Source organism: Streptomyces antarcticus (genome assembly GCF_026627255.1).
Lineage (GTDB): Bacteria > Actinomycetota > Actinomycetes > Streptomycetales > Streptomycetaceae > Streptomyces > Streptomyces antarcticus.
Genome location: NZ_JAPNLM010000013.1, coordinates 46494 through 61283, shown reverse-complemented (window position 1 = coordinate 61283; position 14790 = coordinate 46494). Strand labels below are relative to the sequence as shown.

12 protein-coding genes and 1 tRNA gene are annotated in these 14790 nt (G+C 72.2%); 3 read left to right on the top strand and 10 right to left on the bottom strand.

Features of this window, described 5'->3' with window-relative positions; genetic code table 11:
* Window positions 1–49: 49 nt before the first annotated feature.
* A complete protein-coding gene (locus OTB16_RS20570) occupies window positions 50–760 on the top strand; it encodes a MerR family transcriptional regulator (protein ID WP_267721740.1) in 711 nt (236 codons plus the stop codon).
* Here the strand turns inward: OTB16_RS20570 and OTB16_RS20565 are convergent.
* On the bottom strand, window positions 745–1548 hold the full coding sequence (locus tag OTB16_RS20565) for an exodeoxyribonuclease III (RefSeq protein ID WP_267721739.1): 804 nt from the start codon (window positions 1546–1548) through the stop codon (window positions 745–747). The two genes, OTB16_RS20570 and OTB16_RS20565, sit on opposite strands and share 16 nt — an antisense overlap.
* A gap of 38 nt (window positions 1549–1586) precedes the next feature.
* On the opposite strand from OTB16_RS20565, the gene OTB16_RS20560 reads away from it, so the two are divergent.
* The gene (locus tag OTB16_RS20560) at window positions 1587–2090 is read left to right on the top strand and encodes a GNAT family N-acetyltransferase (protein ID WP_267721738.1); all 504 of its coding nucleotides are present in this window, start codon (window positions 1587–1589) and stop codon (window positions 2088–2090) included.
* An 86-nt stretch (window positions 2091–2176) separates the two neighbouring features.
* Here the strand turns inward: OTB16_RS20560 and OTB16_RS20555 are convergent, their stop codons facing one another.
* The 8 genes from OTB16_RS20555 to galU all read right to left on the bottom strand — a co-directional run bounded on the left by OTB16_RS20555 (window position 2177) and on the right by galU (window position 11153).
* The gene (locus OTB16_RS20555) at window positions 2177–5500 is read right to left on the bottom strand and encodes a hypothetical protein (RefSeq protein ID WP_267721737.1); all 3324 of its coding nucleotides are present in this window, start codon (window positions 5498–5500) and stop codon (window positions 2177–2179) included.
* 270 nt (window positions 5501–5770) lie between these two features.
* Window positions 5771–5844, bottom strand: a tRNA-Ala gene (locus tag OTB16_RS20550).
* A gap of 76 nt (window positions 5845–5920) precedes the next feature.
* Window positions 5921–6955 (bottom strand): divisome protein SepX/GlpR, encoded by a 1035-nt coding sequence (gene sepX / locus OTB16_RS20545; protein ID WP_267721736.1) that lies wholly within the window; start codon window positions 6953–6955, stop codon window positions 5921–5923.
* 162 nt (window positions 6956–7117) lie between these two features.
* On the bottom strand, window positions 7118–7726 hold the full coding sequence (locus OTB16_RS20540) for a GNAT family N-acetyltransferase (protein WP_267721735.1): 609 nt from the start codon (window positions 7724–7726) through the stop codon (window positions 7118–7120).
* Between the two features lie 17 nt (window positions 7727–7743).
* A complete protein-coding gene (locus OTB16_RS20535) occupies window positions 7744–8298 on the bottom strand; it encodes a MogA/MoaB family molybdenum cofactor biosynthesis protein (protein WP_267721960.1) in 555 nt (184 codons plus the stop codon).
* Window positions 8299–8339: 41 nt separating this feature from the next.
* On the bottom strand, window positions 8340–8819 hold the full coding sequence (moaC, locus tag OTB16_RS20530; RefSeq protein WP_267721734.1) for a cyclic pyranopterin monophosphate synthase MoaC: 480 nt from the start codon (window positions 8817–8819) through the stop codon (window positions 8340–8342).
* A gap of 74 nt (window positions 8820–8893) precedes the next feature.
* A complete protein-coding gene (glp, locus tag OTB16_RS20525) occupies window positions 8894–10246 on the bottom strand; it encodes a molybdotransferase-like divisome protein Glp (protein WP_267721733.1) in 1353 nt (450 codons plus the stop codon).
* A gap of 4 nt (window positions 10247–10250) precedes the next feature.
* Window positions 10251–11153, bottom strand: coding sequence for a UTP--glucose-1-phosphate uridylyltransferase GalU (gene galU / locus OTB16_RS20520; protein ID WP_267721731.1), 903 nt, complete (start codon window positions 11151–11153; stop codon window positions 10251–10253).
* A 94-nt stretch (window positions 11154–11247) separates the two neighbouring features.
* Between galU and OTB16_RS20515 the strand changes: the two genes are divergently transcribed.
* The gene (locus tag OTB16_RS20515) at window positions 11248–11862 is read left to right on the top strand and encodes a 5-formyltetrahydrofolate cyclo-ligase (RefSeq protein ID WP_267721730.1); all 615 of its coding nucleotides are present in this window, start codon (window positions 11248–11250) and stop codon (window positions 11860–11862) included.
* Window positions 11863–11874: 12 nt separating this feature from the next.
* Here OTB16_RS20515 and OTB16_RS20510 read toward each other — a convergent pair whose 3' ends face one another.
* Entirely contained in the window at window positions 11875–14751 is a 2877-nt protein-coding gene (locus OTB16_RS20510; protein WP_267721729.1) for a penicillin acylase family protein, read from the bottom strand.
* Window positions 14752–14790: the final 39 nt, after the last annotated feature.

Here is a 14790-nt window from a genome sequence, read left to right as displayed (position 1 = left end):
TAGGGGTCGCGCCCGGAAAGTTACCCCCGGTACGCCATAGGCTGCGCCTGTGGCGAAGGACGAGACGGAAGCGAAGACAGTGCGCGAGTACCGCACGGAGGAACTGGCCGAGGCGGCCGGCATCCCGGTCCGCACCCTGCGCTTCTACCGCGAGCGCAAACTGCTCCCACCGCCCCGCCGCGAGGGCCGCATCGCCTGGTACGACGAACACCACCTGGCCCGGCTGCGCACCGTGGCCGCCCTGCTGGAGCGCGGCCACACCCTCGGCGGGATCGCCGAGCTGACCGCCGCCTTCGAGAGCGGCCGCGACGTGGGCCAGCTGGGTGAGCTCCTCGGCATCGGCTGGTCCGAGGAGACCCCCGTACGCCTGACTCCCGAGGCCCTCGCCGACTACTTCGAGGGCGAGGTCACCCCGGAGAACCTGGCGGCCTCGCTCGACCTCGGCTACCTCGCGACCGACGGCGAGGAGATCGTGCACGTCAGCCGGCGGCTGCTGGACGTCTCCTCGGCCCTGGTCCGCGAGGGGATCCCGCTCTCGGCCGTCCTGGAGACCGGCCGCCGGGTCCGCGAGCACGCGGACGCGCTGGCCGCCCTGTTCACCGAGCTGATTTCGACCCACACCTCGCAGGATGCCCTCCCGCGCCTGCGCCCGCTGGCGAAGAGCGTGGTGGAGGCGGAGCTGACGATGGCGATGGACCGCCTCCTGGCAGCGTCACCGGCGCCACCGTCATCCCCGCACCGGGATCAGACCCCGAGCTGATAGACCACGGTCACCGGCGCGTGGTCGGACCACCGCTCCGGGTGCGTCTCGGCCCGCTCGACGAAGGCCTTGACGGCCTTCGCGGCCAGCCCCGCGGTCGCGACCTGGAGGTCGATGCGCCAGCCGGCGTCGTTGTCGAAGGCCCGGCCCCGGTAGGACCACCAGGAGTACGGCCCCTCGGTGTCGGGGTGCAGGCCGCGCACGACGTCGACGTAGCCGGCCTCCCCGTAGACCTTCCCCAGCCACTCCCGCTCCTCGGGGAGGAAGCCGGCGTTCTTCCGGTTCGTCTTCCAGTTCTTGAGGTCGGCTTCCCGGTGGCAGATGTTCCAGTCGCCGCAGACGACGACCTCGCGCCCGTCGGCGGCGGCCCGCACCTTGAGCTCCCGGAGGTAGGCGAGGAACTCGCCCATGAACCGGTACTTCTCGTCCTGCTTCCCGGTCCCCGCCTCGCCCGAGGGCAGGTAGAGGCTGGCGACGGTCACACCGGGGAAGTCCGCCTCGACGTACCGGCCGGAGGCGTCGAACTCCTCGCTGCCGAAGCCGACCCGCACCCGCTCGGGCTCGCGCCGGCTGTAGAGCGCGACCCCGGCCCGGCCCTTGACCGCGGCGGGCGCGAAGACGGTGTGCCAGCCCTCGGGCTCCCTGGCCCCGGCCGGGATCTGCCCCTCCTCGGCCCGCACCTCCTGGAGGCAGACGACATCGGCGTCGGACCCGGCGAGCCACTCCACGAAGCCCTTCTTCGCGGCGGCGCGGATCCCATTCACATTCACGGAGGTCACAGTGAGCATCCCTGCACGATAGCGGGATGCTTCCGTACGATATTCGAATGTCTCACGGGATGATCCAGCTCCGCGCCGTACCCTACGACCACTCTGACGCGGTCAAACTCGACGACCAGGTCCAGCTCGAGTATCAGGAGCGGTACCAGGGTGAGGGCGACGTCACGTACCTCGACCCGGCGATGTTCGCCCCGCCCCGGGGCCTCTACCTCATCGCCTACGACCTCAAGGACGCTCCCGTCGCGAGCGGCGGCTGGCGCCGCCAGGACGAGAACGACGAGGGGTACGCGGACGGCGACGCGGAACTGAAGCGCATGTACGTCGTCCCCGAGGCCCGCGGCCTGGGCCTCGCCCGGCGCATCCTGGCCGTCCTGGAAGACGACGCCCGCGCGGCGGGCCGTACCCGGATGGTCCTGGAAACGGGCGACCAGCAGCCGGAGGCGATAGCCCTGTACTTCTCCTCGGGCTACGCCCCGGCCGCCAAGTTCGGCCACTACCGCTTCCACGACTCCAGCCGCTGCATGGCCAAGGCGCTCCACACCCCGTCCTGACCCGGACCGGGCACGGCCCCGCGCCGGAAACGACGGAGCCGCGGACGGCGCCGGCCTGGGGCCGGGCCGTACCGCGGCTCCGGGTCTCAGCCGAGGTAGCCGAAGAGGTCGACGATGACGTGGGCGGAGCCCCAGCCGATGTTGGCGAACTCCACCTTGCCGTCGGCGCCCACCGGCACCGTCACCAGGTTGGCCACGGTGCTGCCGGCCGTCCAGTTGAGGTTGGACGAGTCGGGGCGGGTCGTGCCCGAGGGCCAGGCGGTCAGGTGACCGTCGGACTTCGGGTCGGTGACCGTCACGTTCAGCACGACCGCCTTGGCACGGGCGAGCTCACTGCTGCCGGACAGGTCGAGCACGGTGCTCCCCCGCGCGGCCACCGGGCTGGTGGTGCGGGTGTCGAACATGCGCTTGGGACCGGCGGTGCGGAAGGTGGCGCCGGCCGGGTCGTCGGAGTAGTAGCCGAAGACGTCGGCGATCAGGTGGGCGGAGCCCCCGCTCGCGTTGTAGAGCTTCACCTTGCCGTCCGCGCCGACCGGGACCACCACGTGGTTGGGCACGGTCTGGCCGGCCGTCCAGTTGAGGCTGGACGAGTTCGGCCGGGTGGTGCCCGACGGCCACACCGTCAGGTGCCCGGCGTCCTTGGCGTCCGTCAGCGTGACGTTCAGCACGACGGCCTTGACCCCGCTCTGCGGGACACCGCCGCGGCCCGCCACGGTCAGCGACACCTCGCCGCGGGCCGGCACCGGGTCGGTGCCCGGCCTGCCCACGGCCGCCCGCGAGTCCAGCAGCCGCGCCGGTCCCGCCGAGGCGAAGGTGCTGCCGCCGGCGTCCGCGGAGTAGTAGCCGAAGACGTCGGCGATCACGTGCGCCGTGCCCGGGCTGGCGACGCGCAGGTTCACCTTGCCGTCCGCGCCCACCGGCACCACGACCTGGTTGGGTACGGTCCGCCCGGCCGCCCAGTTGAGGTTGGAGGAATCCGGCCGGGTGGTGCCCGACGGCCAGGCGGTCAGGTGACCGTCGGCCTTCGGGTCGGTCACCGTCACGTTCAGCACGACGGCCTTCACCCCGGACTGGGGCACCCCCGCCCGACCCGCGACCTGGAGCGACACCTCGCCGCCCGCCGCCACCGGCTGGGTCCCGGGACGGCCGAGGGCCTCCCGGGTGTCCAGCAGGCGTGCCGGGGAGAGCGCGGTGAAGCGGTCGCCTGCCGGCACGGCCGGAACGGCCGGGATGCCGTTGTTGGCGACGTGGACACGCTGCCCGTCGGCGTCGGTCCAGACGATGTTCGCGCCGGTACGGTCGACTGCCCAGGACCGGTTCGGCTGGCGCAGCGACTTCCACTCGTCGCCCTGGGCGAGCGTGCGCACCTGCACGGTGTTCTCGCCGCCGGAGGTCTTGATGCCCTCGTGGAAGTCGAGCAGCAGCAGCCGGCCGGTGGCCAGGTCCTGGCGTACCAGGTAGCCGTCGCCGAGCAGCGACTCGCGGCCCCAGGTCACGTTGAGCCAGCCGACGGTCTGCACCGGCACCGAGAGGGTCTGGCGGGTCACCGTGTCGTACACACCGCTGGTGCGCACGGTGCCGTGGTCGTCCTGGCAGTTCCAGGCGACGTAGCGCCCGACGGCCTCGAGCAGCGTGGCCGGGCACGGCGTGGTGAAGCTGCCGCGGGCCTGCCCGCCCCGCACGTCGGTGGCGGAGACGCTGGTGCTGCCCTCCTTCGAGGTCCAGAGCGTGTCACCCTGCAGGGCGACGCCGGTCGCCTGCGTCGTGAACACCCGGGTACGGGTGTCGAGGTCGTTGACGATCACCTGGTGGTTGGCGGTCCAGTTGCCGTACGCGGTCTGGGCGAGCGCCATGTAGCGGCCCGAGACGTCCGCGGTCTGCATGCCGCTCTCGCCGTTCATGGGGATCGTGCCGGCCCACTCCTTGTTCCCCGCCTCGCGGACGACGACGTACCGGTCCTGCTCCACCGGCTCGTGCTCCAGGTAGCGGCCGTCTCCGGTGGACCGGAGACCGACGCAGCCCGCGTTGAAGCTGAAGCAGTCGCTGATGCCGTGCCGGCCGTCGAGGTATTCGGCGGTCTTGACCGGGGTCGCGTCGTTCGAGACGCGGTAGCTGCGGTAGGCGCCCGTGATGTCGCCCGGCTGGAACTGGACGGTGTCCGAGGCGGCGGTGACCACGCCGCCGCCGATCGTCAGCCCGAAGACGGTGGCGGGCGCGTGGGGCACGTCGACCAGCTTGACGGCCTGCGGCTTGGCGGCGCCGGCCGCGGTGATCCGGTGGACGGCGGTCTGCGGCTGGGTGCCGTACTCGGGGGCCTTCGCACTGCCGATCGCGATGAGCGACCCGTCCGGCGCGGGCAGCAACTGGGAGTCGGCGAACTCCAGCAAGAACTCGACGACGCCGGAGGTCGAGCCGACCTCCGCCAGGTGCAGCGGACGGCCGCGGTTGTCGCCCGAGGTCCCCGCGACGGACTGGCTGCCGAGCAACCAGTCGCCGAGCAGCCGCAGTTCGCCGTCGACCGGGTTGAAGTAGGTGGAACTGAGCACGGTCTGCGGCTGCGCCCGGTCCAGCACGTCGACCATGTTCTGCTGGTCGGTGCGCAGCACCTTGCCCTTGGCCAGCCGGAAGCCGTGCGTGAAGTCGTACGGGCCCTCGTCCGGCAGCGCGGTGGTCTGCCCCGTCACGACGTCCACCAGGACGGAGTGCGTGAGGTCGTCCAGGCGGTGACGCAGGATCAGCGAGTTCTGGTCACCGTCGTGCACCGAGGTGGCCGGCACCGCGCCGGCGGGAAGCGCCACCTTGGTGCGGACGGTGGAGCCCGCGTCCAGCCGGTTCAGGAACCAGCCGGTGACGGCGGAGTCGCCGCCCTCGACGGTCAGTACGGTGCGCCCGTACGTCCCGTAGTAGGTCTGCCCGGCGGGGATCGTGACCGTGCCCAGCGCGACCGGCCGGCCGGTCGCCAGGTCGTACAGGTCGACCTTGGCGGGTGCCTTCGCCTTGGCCGCCGTGTGGACCGCCACCGTGTCGGAGGAGGTTCCGTAGCGGTGGTCGGGGGCTCCGTTGTAGCCGCGCGAGGGCCGGCCGGCGTCCAGGTCCGCACTGAGCGGGGCGGGCAGACGCAGCCCCGTGTCGGTGGTGGCGCCGGTGTCGTACAGGGTCCACAGCAAGCGGTCGCTGCCCTCGCGGGCGTGCAGCAGGCCGGTGGCGCCGGCCACGAACAGCCGGTCCCGGGCCGGGAGGCCGCGCGGGGCCGCGGGAAGCACCAGTTCGCCGGCGGCGGCGCCCGCGGCCGGGGCGGCGACCGCCTCGGGCAGGGCCGCGGTCAGTGACGCGGCGCCGGTGACCAGGGCCAGCGTGACGGCTCCCAGCCCTCGGCGAAGCCTCGACGATCGTCGTACGGTCGGATCCACAACCACCCTCTCTTGGGCGAGCACAGGAGAGGGGAATTGCCGCGGAGCGAACGCGTCCGGCCGCTCTCGCGGGCGGATGCCGGTCTGGCTCTTCGCGATCGGTCCCCCTCCGATCGTGTCGGATCATAACAACGGCGATCACCCGTTCGCACAGGAGTTCTTGACGTGCCACCGGAAGGAACACCCCTGGAAACGCCGAGATCCCGCCCGGTCTTTCGACCGGACGGGATCTCATGACGTTCCCGAGAGCTACTCAAGAACTGTCGTTTGTGGACCTGTGGGGATTTGAACCCCAGACCCCCTCGATGCGAACGAGGTGCGCTACCAGACTGCGCCACAGGCCCTTGCGACGTGTGAAACATTAGCACCCCCTCGCGGGTGCTCCAAAACCGGATTCCGGGAGCGTCCGCGCAGGTCCGCTCACTCGTTCGCGGCTCGCGGGCGCTCGTCGCTCTCGTACTGGTCGAACAGCGGCGTACGGCCCCGCTCACGGCCCCGGGGGCGCGGCGCGGTCTGGGGTGTGGGCTCCGGCGCGGGCGCGGGAACCGCGGGCTGGGCGCGCAGGCGCGGCTCCGTCGGCTCGGCGGTGCTGGAGCGGGTCGAGCTCCAGGCGTCCGGGGTGGCGGGTCCGGTGGCGCGCGGGGCGACCGGCGCCGTCACGTACGTCGGCAGCGGGACCGGGACCGGCTCCCAGCTGTCACCGCGGGCGGGGCCGCGCTCGCGCTCGCGCTGCTGGTCCACCCACTCGGCGTGGTCGGTCTGCTCCACGAGCGCCCTGCGGCCGGCTTCCTGCGGGGAGACCGGTGGCGCGGGGTCCGGATCGCCGCCCGCGGCGGCCTCGGGCTCGCGGCGGCGCGGGCGGTTCTCGCGCAGGTGCCGGGCGGCGGCCTCGGCGCGGCGCCGGTCCATCGTGAACTCGTAGCGGCGGCGCTCCTGGACCCGCAGGTGCACGATGTACGCGCTCAGCAGGAAGGCCGGTACGGCGGGAGCCCACAGCAGGCGCAGGCCGCCCACCGCGGCGACGACCGCGCCCAGGGTGAAGACCAGGAACAGGAGCGCGGTGGTGCGCCGGCGGCGGGCGAGGACCTGGAGGCGCTGTTCGCGCCGGGCCCGCTCCGCGCGCTGCTCGCGATCGGCCTCGGCGCGTCTCGGCTCCGACCTGGTCGGGGGCACGACGAAGGCCCGGGCGTCGGCGTCCACGGATTCGACCTTTTCCGTGGCGGCGTCCGGGTCCGTGCGGGGCTGGGGCTCCGCCTCCTCGTCACCGCGCTCACGCAGTCCCTTGGCGTAACGGCGCTCCATTCCCGCCCGGCCGGAAAGCAGCCGAATGGCAGTGGAGAAGCGTTCCGTCGGACGGGCTTCGTTCAGCTCGTCCTGCCTCCGGAGCCACATGGGCACCAAGTAGGCGGCCCAGGCCCCGACAATGACTGCGTAGATGAGGCCGCTGCTGCTCACACCTCACACCGTAGAGGGGCGGGGCCGACGGGATCGGCCAATTGGGCCGGTGTGTCGCACGATCTCGCTGATATCACGGACTTTTTTTGTGATTCTTCGGATCAAGTTATGGGCGAATCGGTTCCGTGACCTTTAATTCGAACAGATACTCGGTTTTGGTTTCTATTTCGTCGGTCTCTCCGGATGGCGGGCCCGGTGCCAGCGGCGCAGCAGCCCCTCCGGGAGTTCCTCCACCGTGACCGCGTACACGAGGTGGTCGCGCCAGGCCCCGTCGATGTGCAGGTAGCGCGGGCGCAGCCCCTCCTCGCGCAGGCCGAGCTTCTCCACGACCCGGCGGCTCGGCCCGTTCTCCGGGCGGATGCACACCTCGATCCGGTGCAGCCCGACCCGGCCGAAGCAGTGGTCGACCGCGAGCGCGACCGCCGTCGGCATCACGCCGCGGCCCGCCACCTCGCGGTCCACCCAGTAGCCGATGTGGCCCGCGCACATCGAGCCCCAGGTGATCCCGGCGACCGTCAGCTGCCCGACGAGCCGGCCCTGGTACTCGATGACGAAGGGCAGCATCCGGCCCGCGTTCGCCTCGGCCCGCAGGTGGCGCACCATCTGGCGGTACGTCGGCCGCTGGACCACCGGCCCCCACGGGGCGGGCGGCGGGATCGTCGCCTCCCACGGGCGGAGCCATTCGCGGTTGCGCCGGTTGACCTCGCGCCAGGCCTTCTGGTCCCGCAGCCTTATCGGCCGGAGCGTGACGTCGCCGTCCGCCAGGACCACCGGCCAGGTCGGGCCGTTCAGCTCGTGCTCCCGGAGGGTCCCGCCGGTCTGGGGTGGTCGCCGCCGCGGATCTGGTCCACGGCGTGCGGAAGGATCCGGGACAGGACGGCGAGGCCGTCCTTCACCCCGCCCGTCGAGCCCGGGAGGTTGACGATCAGGGTGTGTCCGGCCACGCCGGCCAGGCCCCGCGACAGGGCCGCGGTGGCGACCTTCGCCAGGCCCTCGGCGCGGATGGCCTGCGGGATGCCCGGAATCTCGTAGTCCAGCACCCGCGCGGTGGCGTCCGGGGTGCGGTCGGTCGGCGAGATGCCGGTGCCGCCGGTGGTGAGGATGACGTCGTACCCGGCGGCCACGCCCTCGCGGAGCGCGTGGCCGACGGGGTCGCCGTCCGGGACGACCCGGGGGCCGTCGACCGTGAAGCCGAGCTGCTCCAGCGCCTCGGCGAGCAGCGGCCCGCCCCGGTCGGGGTAGACGCCCTGCGAGGCCCGGTTCGAGGCCGTGACCACCAGGGCCCGCAGCGGAGCCGGGGCGGTCTCGGGCTCGGTCTCGGGCTCCGCGGGCGCCGCGGGCACCGCGTGCAGGTGGCTGTGGACCTCGCCGCCGCGCGGGGCGTTCACGCGCGCGTCCAGTCGCCGGACTTGCCGCCGGTCTTCTCCTCCACCCGGACGTCCGTGATGACGGCGCCCTTGTCGACGGCCTTGACCATGTCGATGACGGTCAGCCCGGCGACCGCGACGGCGGTGAGCGCCTCCATCTCGACGCCCGTGCGGTCGGTCGTCTTCACGGTGGCCAGGATCTCCACGGCGTCGTCGGCGACCTTCAGGTCCACCTTCACCCCGGACACGGCCAGCGGGTGGCAGAGCGGGATCAGGTCGGGGGTCTTCTTCGCGCCCATGATCCCGGCGATCCGCGCGGTGGCGAGGGCGTCGCCCTTGGGGACGCCCTCGCCGCGCAACAGCTCGATCACCCGGGGGGACACGAGCACCCGTCCGCTGGCCCGGGCCGTCCGGCCGGTGACGTCCTTCTCGGATACGTCGACCATCCGGGCCGCCCCGGCCTCGTCGAGGTGGGTCAGCCTGCTCTGCGTACTCATAGCTCTGCGCGCCGCTTCCGTCCGGGCCCCCGGGGGCCTGTGTGATGCAACACGCTACCCGCACCGGCCTCACTTCAGCCGAGCAGGACCACTTCCAGCTCGGCCCCGGGCTCCACCGAGGTGACGTCCTCCGGTACGACGATCAGCGAGTCGGCGTGCGCCAGAGCGGCGATCAGGTGCGAGCCCGCTCCGCCGACCGGGCTGACCGTTCCGCTCCCGGCGTCGTACGTGCCGCGCAGGAACTGGCGGCGGCCGGCCGGCGAGCCGATCGCCTTGTCCGCGGTGAGCACCGCGCGCACGCTCGGGCGGCTGACCTCGGACTCCGGCAGGCCCATGAGCGTGCGGATCGCGGGGCGCACGAACAGCTCGAAGGAGACGTAACTGGAGACCGGGTTGCCGGGCAGCGCCAGCAGCGGCGTGTGGTCCGGGCCGATGACGCCGAAGCCCTGCGGCTTGCCGGGCTGCATGGCGAGCTTGCGGAAGTCGATCCCGGCGCCGTCGACACCGTCCTCGCCGGTGGCGACAGAGGTCAGCGCCTCCTTCACCACGTCGTACGCGCCCACGCTGACGCCGCCGGTGGTGACCAGCAGGTCGGCGCGGATCAGCTGGTCCTCGATGGTGGAACGCAGGGTGTCGGCGTCGTCCGCGACGGCGCCCACCCGGTAGGCGATGGCGCCCGCGTCCCGGGCGGCGGCCGCGAGCGCGAAGCTGTTGGAGTCGTAGATCGTCCCGGCGGTCAGCGCCTCACCGGGCTGGACCAGCTCGCTGCCGGTGGACAGGACGACCACGCGCGGGCGCGGCCGGACCCGGACGGTGCCCCGCCCGATCGCGGCCAGCAGGGCGATCTGCGGCGGCCCCAGGACCGTGCCGGACGCCAGGGCCAGGTCACCGGCCTGTACGTCGCTGCCCCGGGCGCGGACGTGCGCCCGCGCCTCGGCGGCCCGGTGGACCCGTACCTCGCCGCCCGCGCCCTCGGGGGCGGAGCTGGCCGGGGTCATCCCGGAGGCGGCGCCGCCGCCCGTGCCGCCGTCGGTCCACTCGACCGGGACGACGGCTTCCGCGCCGGGCGGCAGCGGGGCACCGGTCATGATCCGCGCGGCCTGGCCGGGGCCGACGGTGGGCAGCTCACCGCTGCCCGCCGCGACGTCCCCGATGACCGTCAGCACCGCGGGGAACTCCTCGCTCGCACCCTGGACGTCGGCCGTGCGGACGGCGTAGCCGTCCATGGAGCTGTTGTCGAAGGGCGGGAGGGCGACGGGCACGGTGACGTCCTCGACCAGGACACAGCCCTGGGCGTCCAGCAGCTGGAGCTCGATGGGCTCCAGCGGCCGGACGGTGGCGAGGACGTCCGCGAGGTGCTCGTCCACCGACCAGAGGCGCTGCTCGCGCCGGGCCTGTCCGGTGTCCTGCGGTGCGGAACTGCTCAAGGTGCTACATCTCCTCCGTGACGTAACGGTGAAGCCAGGTGCGGAACTCCGGGCCCAGGTCCTCACGCTCGCACGCGAGGCGGACGATGGCCCGCAGGTAGTCCCCGCGGTCCCCGGTGTCGTAGCGGCGGCCCCGGAAGACCACGCCGTGCACCGGGCCGCCGATGGTCTCGTCGGCGGCCAGCTTCTGCAGGGCGTCGGTGAGCTGGATCTCCCCACCGCGGCCCGGCTCGGTCTCCCGCAGTATGTCGAAGATCGCGGGGTTGAGGACATAGCGTCCGATGACCGCGTAGTTGCTGGGCGCGTCCGCCGCGTCCGGCTTCTCGACGAGACCGGTGATGCGGACCACGTCCTCCTCGTCGGTGGCCTCGACGGCGGCGCAGCCGTAGAGGTGGACGCTGGCCGGGTCGACCTCCATGAGCGCGACGACGGTGCCGCCGGTGCGGGCGTAAATGTCGGCCATCTGACGCAGGAGCGGGTCGCGCGGGTCGATGAGGTCGTCGCCGAGCAGGACCGCGAAGGGCTCGCGGCCGACGTGCGGCTCGGCGCAGAGGACGGCGTGGCCGAGGCCGCGCGGGTCGCCCTGGCGGACGTAGTGCATCGTGGCCAGGTCGCTGGACTCCTGGACCTTCTTGAGCCGGTCGTCGTCGCCCTTGGCGATGAGGGCCGATTCCAGCTCGTAGTTCCGGTCGAAGTGGTCTTCCAGCGCGCGCTTGTTACGCCCTGTGATCATGAGTACGTCGTCCAGCCCGGCCGAGACTGCCTCCTCGACCACGTACTGGATGGCCGGCTTGTCCACGACCGGGAGCATTTCCTTCGGAGTGGCCTTGGTCGCCGGGAGGAACCGAGTACCCAGGCCCGCAGCCGGGATGACGGCCTTTTTGATCACGGGGTGCAACATAGTCATGGACGGAACGATAGTGGGTCCAGCCGAACGTGCGGCCGGATCGCGCCCAATATCATTACATATGTCCATCTTCACAAGGATATTTGAGTCAGTAGTGACCGAGAACCCGCCCTCCCCCACCGCGAAGGCGGAGCTGCGCCGAGAACTCCTCGCCGCCCGCCGGGCCTTGTCCCCCGACGACCGCGCCGCCGCGGCCCGCGCGCTCGCCCGCTCCGCCCTCGCCCTGCCCGAACTGGCCGGTGCCCGCACGGTCGCGGCGTACGTCTCCGTCGGCGCCGAGCCCGGGACCCGCGAGCTGCTCGACGCCCTGCGCGCGGCCGGCAAGCGGGTGCTGCTGCCCGTCCTGCTGGCCGACAACGACCTCGACTGGGGCGCGTACGGGGGCCCCGGCACCCTCGCCGGGGCCGCGCACCCCGGGAAGATGCGGCTGCTGGAGCCGACCGGGCCGCGGCTCGGGCCGCAGGCCGTCACCGGGGCGGACGCCGTGCTGCTCCCCGGACTGGCGGTGGACCGGCGCGGCATGCGGCTCGGCCGCGGCGGGGGCTCGTACGACCGGGTGCTGGAGCGGCTGGAGCGCGCCGGGGCCGACCCTGCGCTGGTCGTGCTCCTCTACGACGACGAGGTGGTCGCGCGGGTCCCGGAGGAACCGCACGACCACCCCGTACAGGCGGTCGCCACCCCGTCGGGGGTGCGCCGTTTCGGCTCGTGACCGCCGGACCCCCTAGGAGCCCGCGGGCTTCAGGGTCAGGGTGTCCACCGTCGCCTTGTCGACGGCGTCCTTGCCGAAGGGCCACTCCAGCAGCTCGCCCTTGGCCCACATCGTCGTCTGGTCGGTGTAGTTGCCGCTGTACGCGTGTCCCGAGGCGCCGGTCAGGTTGATCCAGCGGGACTTGTCCAGGTCGTTGAGGTTCACGACCATCCGCATCGACGGCACCCAGGTGACCCCGTAGCCTCCGGAGGCGTTCCAGCCGGTCGCGTTGACCGTGGCCTCGCCGCCGCCCAGGTTCCACGGGCCGCGGTTGAGGAGCCACTGCATGAAGCCGGGGCCCTCGGTGCCGATCGTCTGGTTCTTCAGCGTCAGCTGGTGCAGCCGGCCCCAGGTCCAGGTGGACTGGTCCTTGCCGAGCTTGGCGGTCAGCTCCCAGCGGGCGTCCTCCATGGCGCGCGCGAAGATCTCGTCACGGTTGGTGGCCGCCGGCTCCCTGCGGGTCGCGGGCGCCGTCCACCACGGCGACTTCTCCTCCTTCACCAGGCGGCGGACCACCTCGAACCAGCGGTCGCCGCCGTCGGGCTGCGCCGAGTCGGCGTCCCGGGCGCCGCACTCGCGGACCGTCTCGGCCAGGTCGTCGGCCGGGCCGGTGCCGTTGCCGCGCACGTTCATGCAGCTGCCCTCGATGCGCAGCTCCTTCGGCATCTTGTCGCCGAAGGACAGCTTGAGGATGTTGCGCCAGACCGCGTTGAAGTAGGCGGCGGCCGCCGAGTCGGGCTCCTGGGTGTAGTTCCAGCCTTCCAGGAGCTTCTGCGCGGAGCGCACGTCCGGGTCGGACACCTCGATCTTGGCGAGCATCGGGGTCAGCAGCGCGGCGATCTCGCTGCTGTTGTCCATCTGCATGGTGCGCATGTCATCGGTGGAGATCTTCCCGCTGTCCTTGATCTTCGCCTCGATGAGGTCGTTGATCCGCTGGCTGCGGGCGCCGTAGCCCCAGTCGGTGGTCAGCAGGTTCGGGTACTTGCCCGCGCCGGTGCCGGACTCCACGACGGCCTGGTTGGCGGTGACGATGTAGCCGCGGGACGGGTTGTAGTCCCAGGGCAGCTCGCCCTGCGGGATGTAGCCGGTGCCGCCGTCCTTGCCGCCCTTCCAGGCGTACTTGGAGTCCCAGCCGGGGGCGGGCATGCGGCCGTCTCCCTGGCCGCGGACCGGGATCCGGCCCGGGGCCTGGTAGCCGATGTTGCCCTTGTTGTCCGCGTAGATCAGGTTCTGCGAGGGGACCTCGAAGTCGGCGGCCGCCTGCCGGAAGGCCGCGAAGTCCTTGGCCTTGTTCAGCTTGAAGACGGCGTCCATCGACTTGCCCGGATCCAGCGCGGTCCAGCGCAGGGCGACGGCGTAGCCGTTGCCGCGGTCCGGGGCGGAGCTGGCGACTGGGGCGCGGGCGCCGACCGTGCCGAGCTCGTCGCTGCGGTCGGAGATCAGCGGTCCGTTGTTGGTGGTGCGGACGGTGATCTTCTTGCTGGCGCCGCCGGCAACCTTGATGACCTCTTCGCGGGTGGTGAAGGGGAGCACCTTGTTGTCGTAGACGTAGCCCTCGGGCCTGACCTGCTCCAGGTAGAGGTCGGTGACGTCCGCGCCGAGGTTGGTCATGCCCCAGGCGATGTCCCCGTTGTGGCCGATGACCACGCCGGGCATGCCCGAGAAGGTGTAGCCGGCCACGTCGTACTGGCACTGGGCCGAGGCCGTACGGCAGTGCAGGCCCATCTGGTACCAGACCGAGGGCAGCTGCGGGGACAGGTGCGGGTCGTTCGCGAGCAGCGGCTTGCCGGTGGTCGTGTGCGCGCCCGAGATGACCCAGGAGTTCGAGCCGATGCCGCTGCCGTTGGGGCCGAGGATCGCGGGGATCTCGTCCAGGGTCTTGGCGAGGGCGGTCAGCTGGGTGTTCAGGCCGACGGTCGCGCCCTGGGCGGCGGCGTTGCCGGCGAGGCCGGTGGCCGTGCCCGTGGCCGTACCCGTGCCCGTACCGGCGGCCGGGGCCGTGGAGGCCTGCGAGCCGTTGGCGCTGCCGGAGCCGGAGCCCGAGCCGCTGGAACCGGAACCGCCGCCGGAGCCGGAGCCGCCGGAGCCCTGGGGGGTGTACTTGCCATTGTCGGTCTTGCCGCCCTCGACGATCGGCTTGTTCCGGCCGAAGGGGTACGGCGGGTAGAGCTCGTCGATCTGCGCCTGCGTGAGCTTGCCGGACATCAGCGCGCGGTCGATCTCGTCCTGCATGTTGCCGCGCAGGTCCCAGGCCATCGCCTTGAGCCAGGCCACCGAGTCGACCGGCGTCCACTGCTCGGGCTGGTAGTCGCCGCTGAGCCGCAGGGCCGCGTGCTCGACGGAGAGGTCCTTGCCGGACTTCCCCTTCAGATAAGCGTTGACCCCGTCGGCGTAGGCCTGGAGGTTCTTCTTCGCCTCTTCCGAGAGCTTGCTGTCGTACTCGGCCTGCGCGACCTGGCGCCAGCCGAGCGTGCGCAGGAAGGCGTCGGTCTCGACCTGGCCGGAGCCGAACATCTCCGACAGCCGGCCGGAGGTCATGTGACGGCGTACGTCCATCTCCCAGAACCGGTCCTGCGCGTGGACGAAGCCCTGCGCGCGGAAGAGGTCCGAGTCGCTGTCCGCGTAGAGCTGGGGAATGCCGTGGGCATCGCGTTTGACGTCCACGGTCCCGGACAGGCCGGGCACGTCTAGGGAGCCGGTGGTCTGGGGGAAGGAGGCGCGCACGCTGTCCACGCCCCAGTACGCCCCGTAGCCGAGGCCCGCGAAGAGAGCCAGGACCAGAACGAGCACGATCAGACGGGCGCGTCGCCCCTTCTTCTTGGCGGGAGGAGCGGATTCGTTGGCGGGCATCGCTGTCCTTAGAGGGGCAGGGTGGTCCTGGGAGTGCTG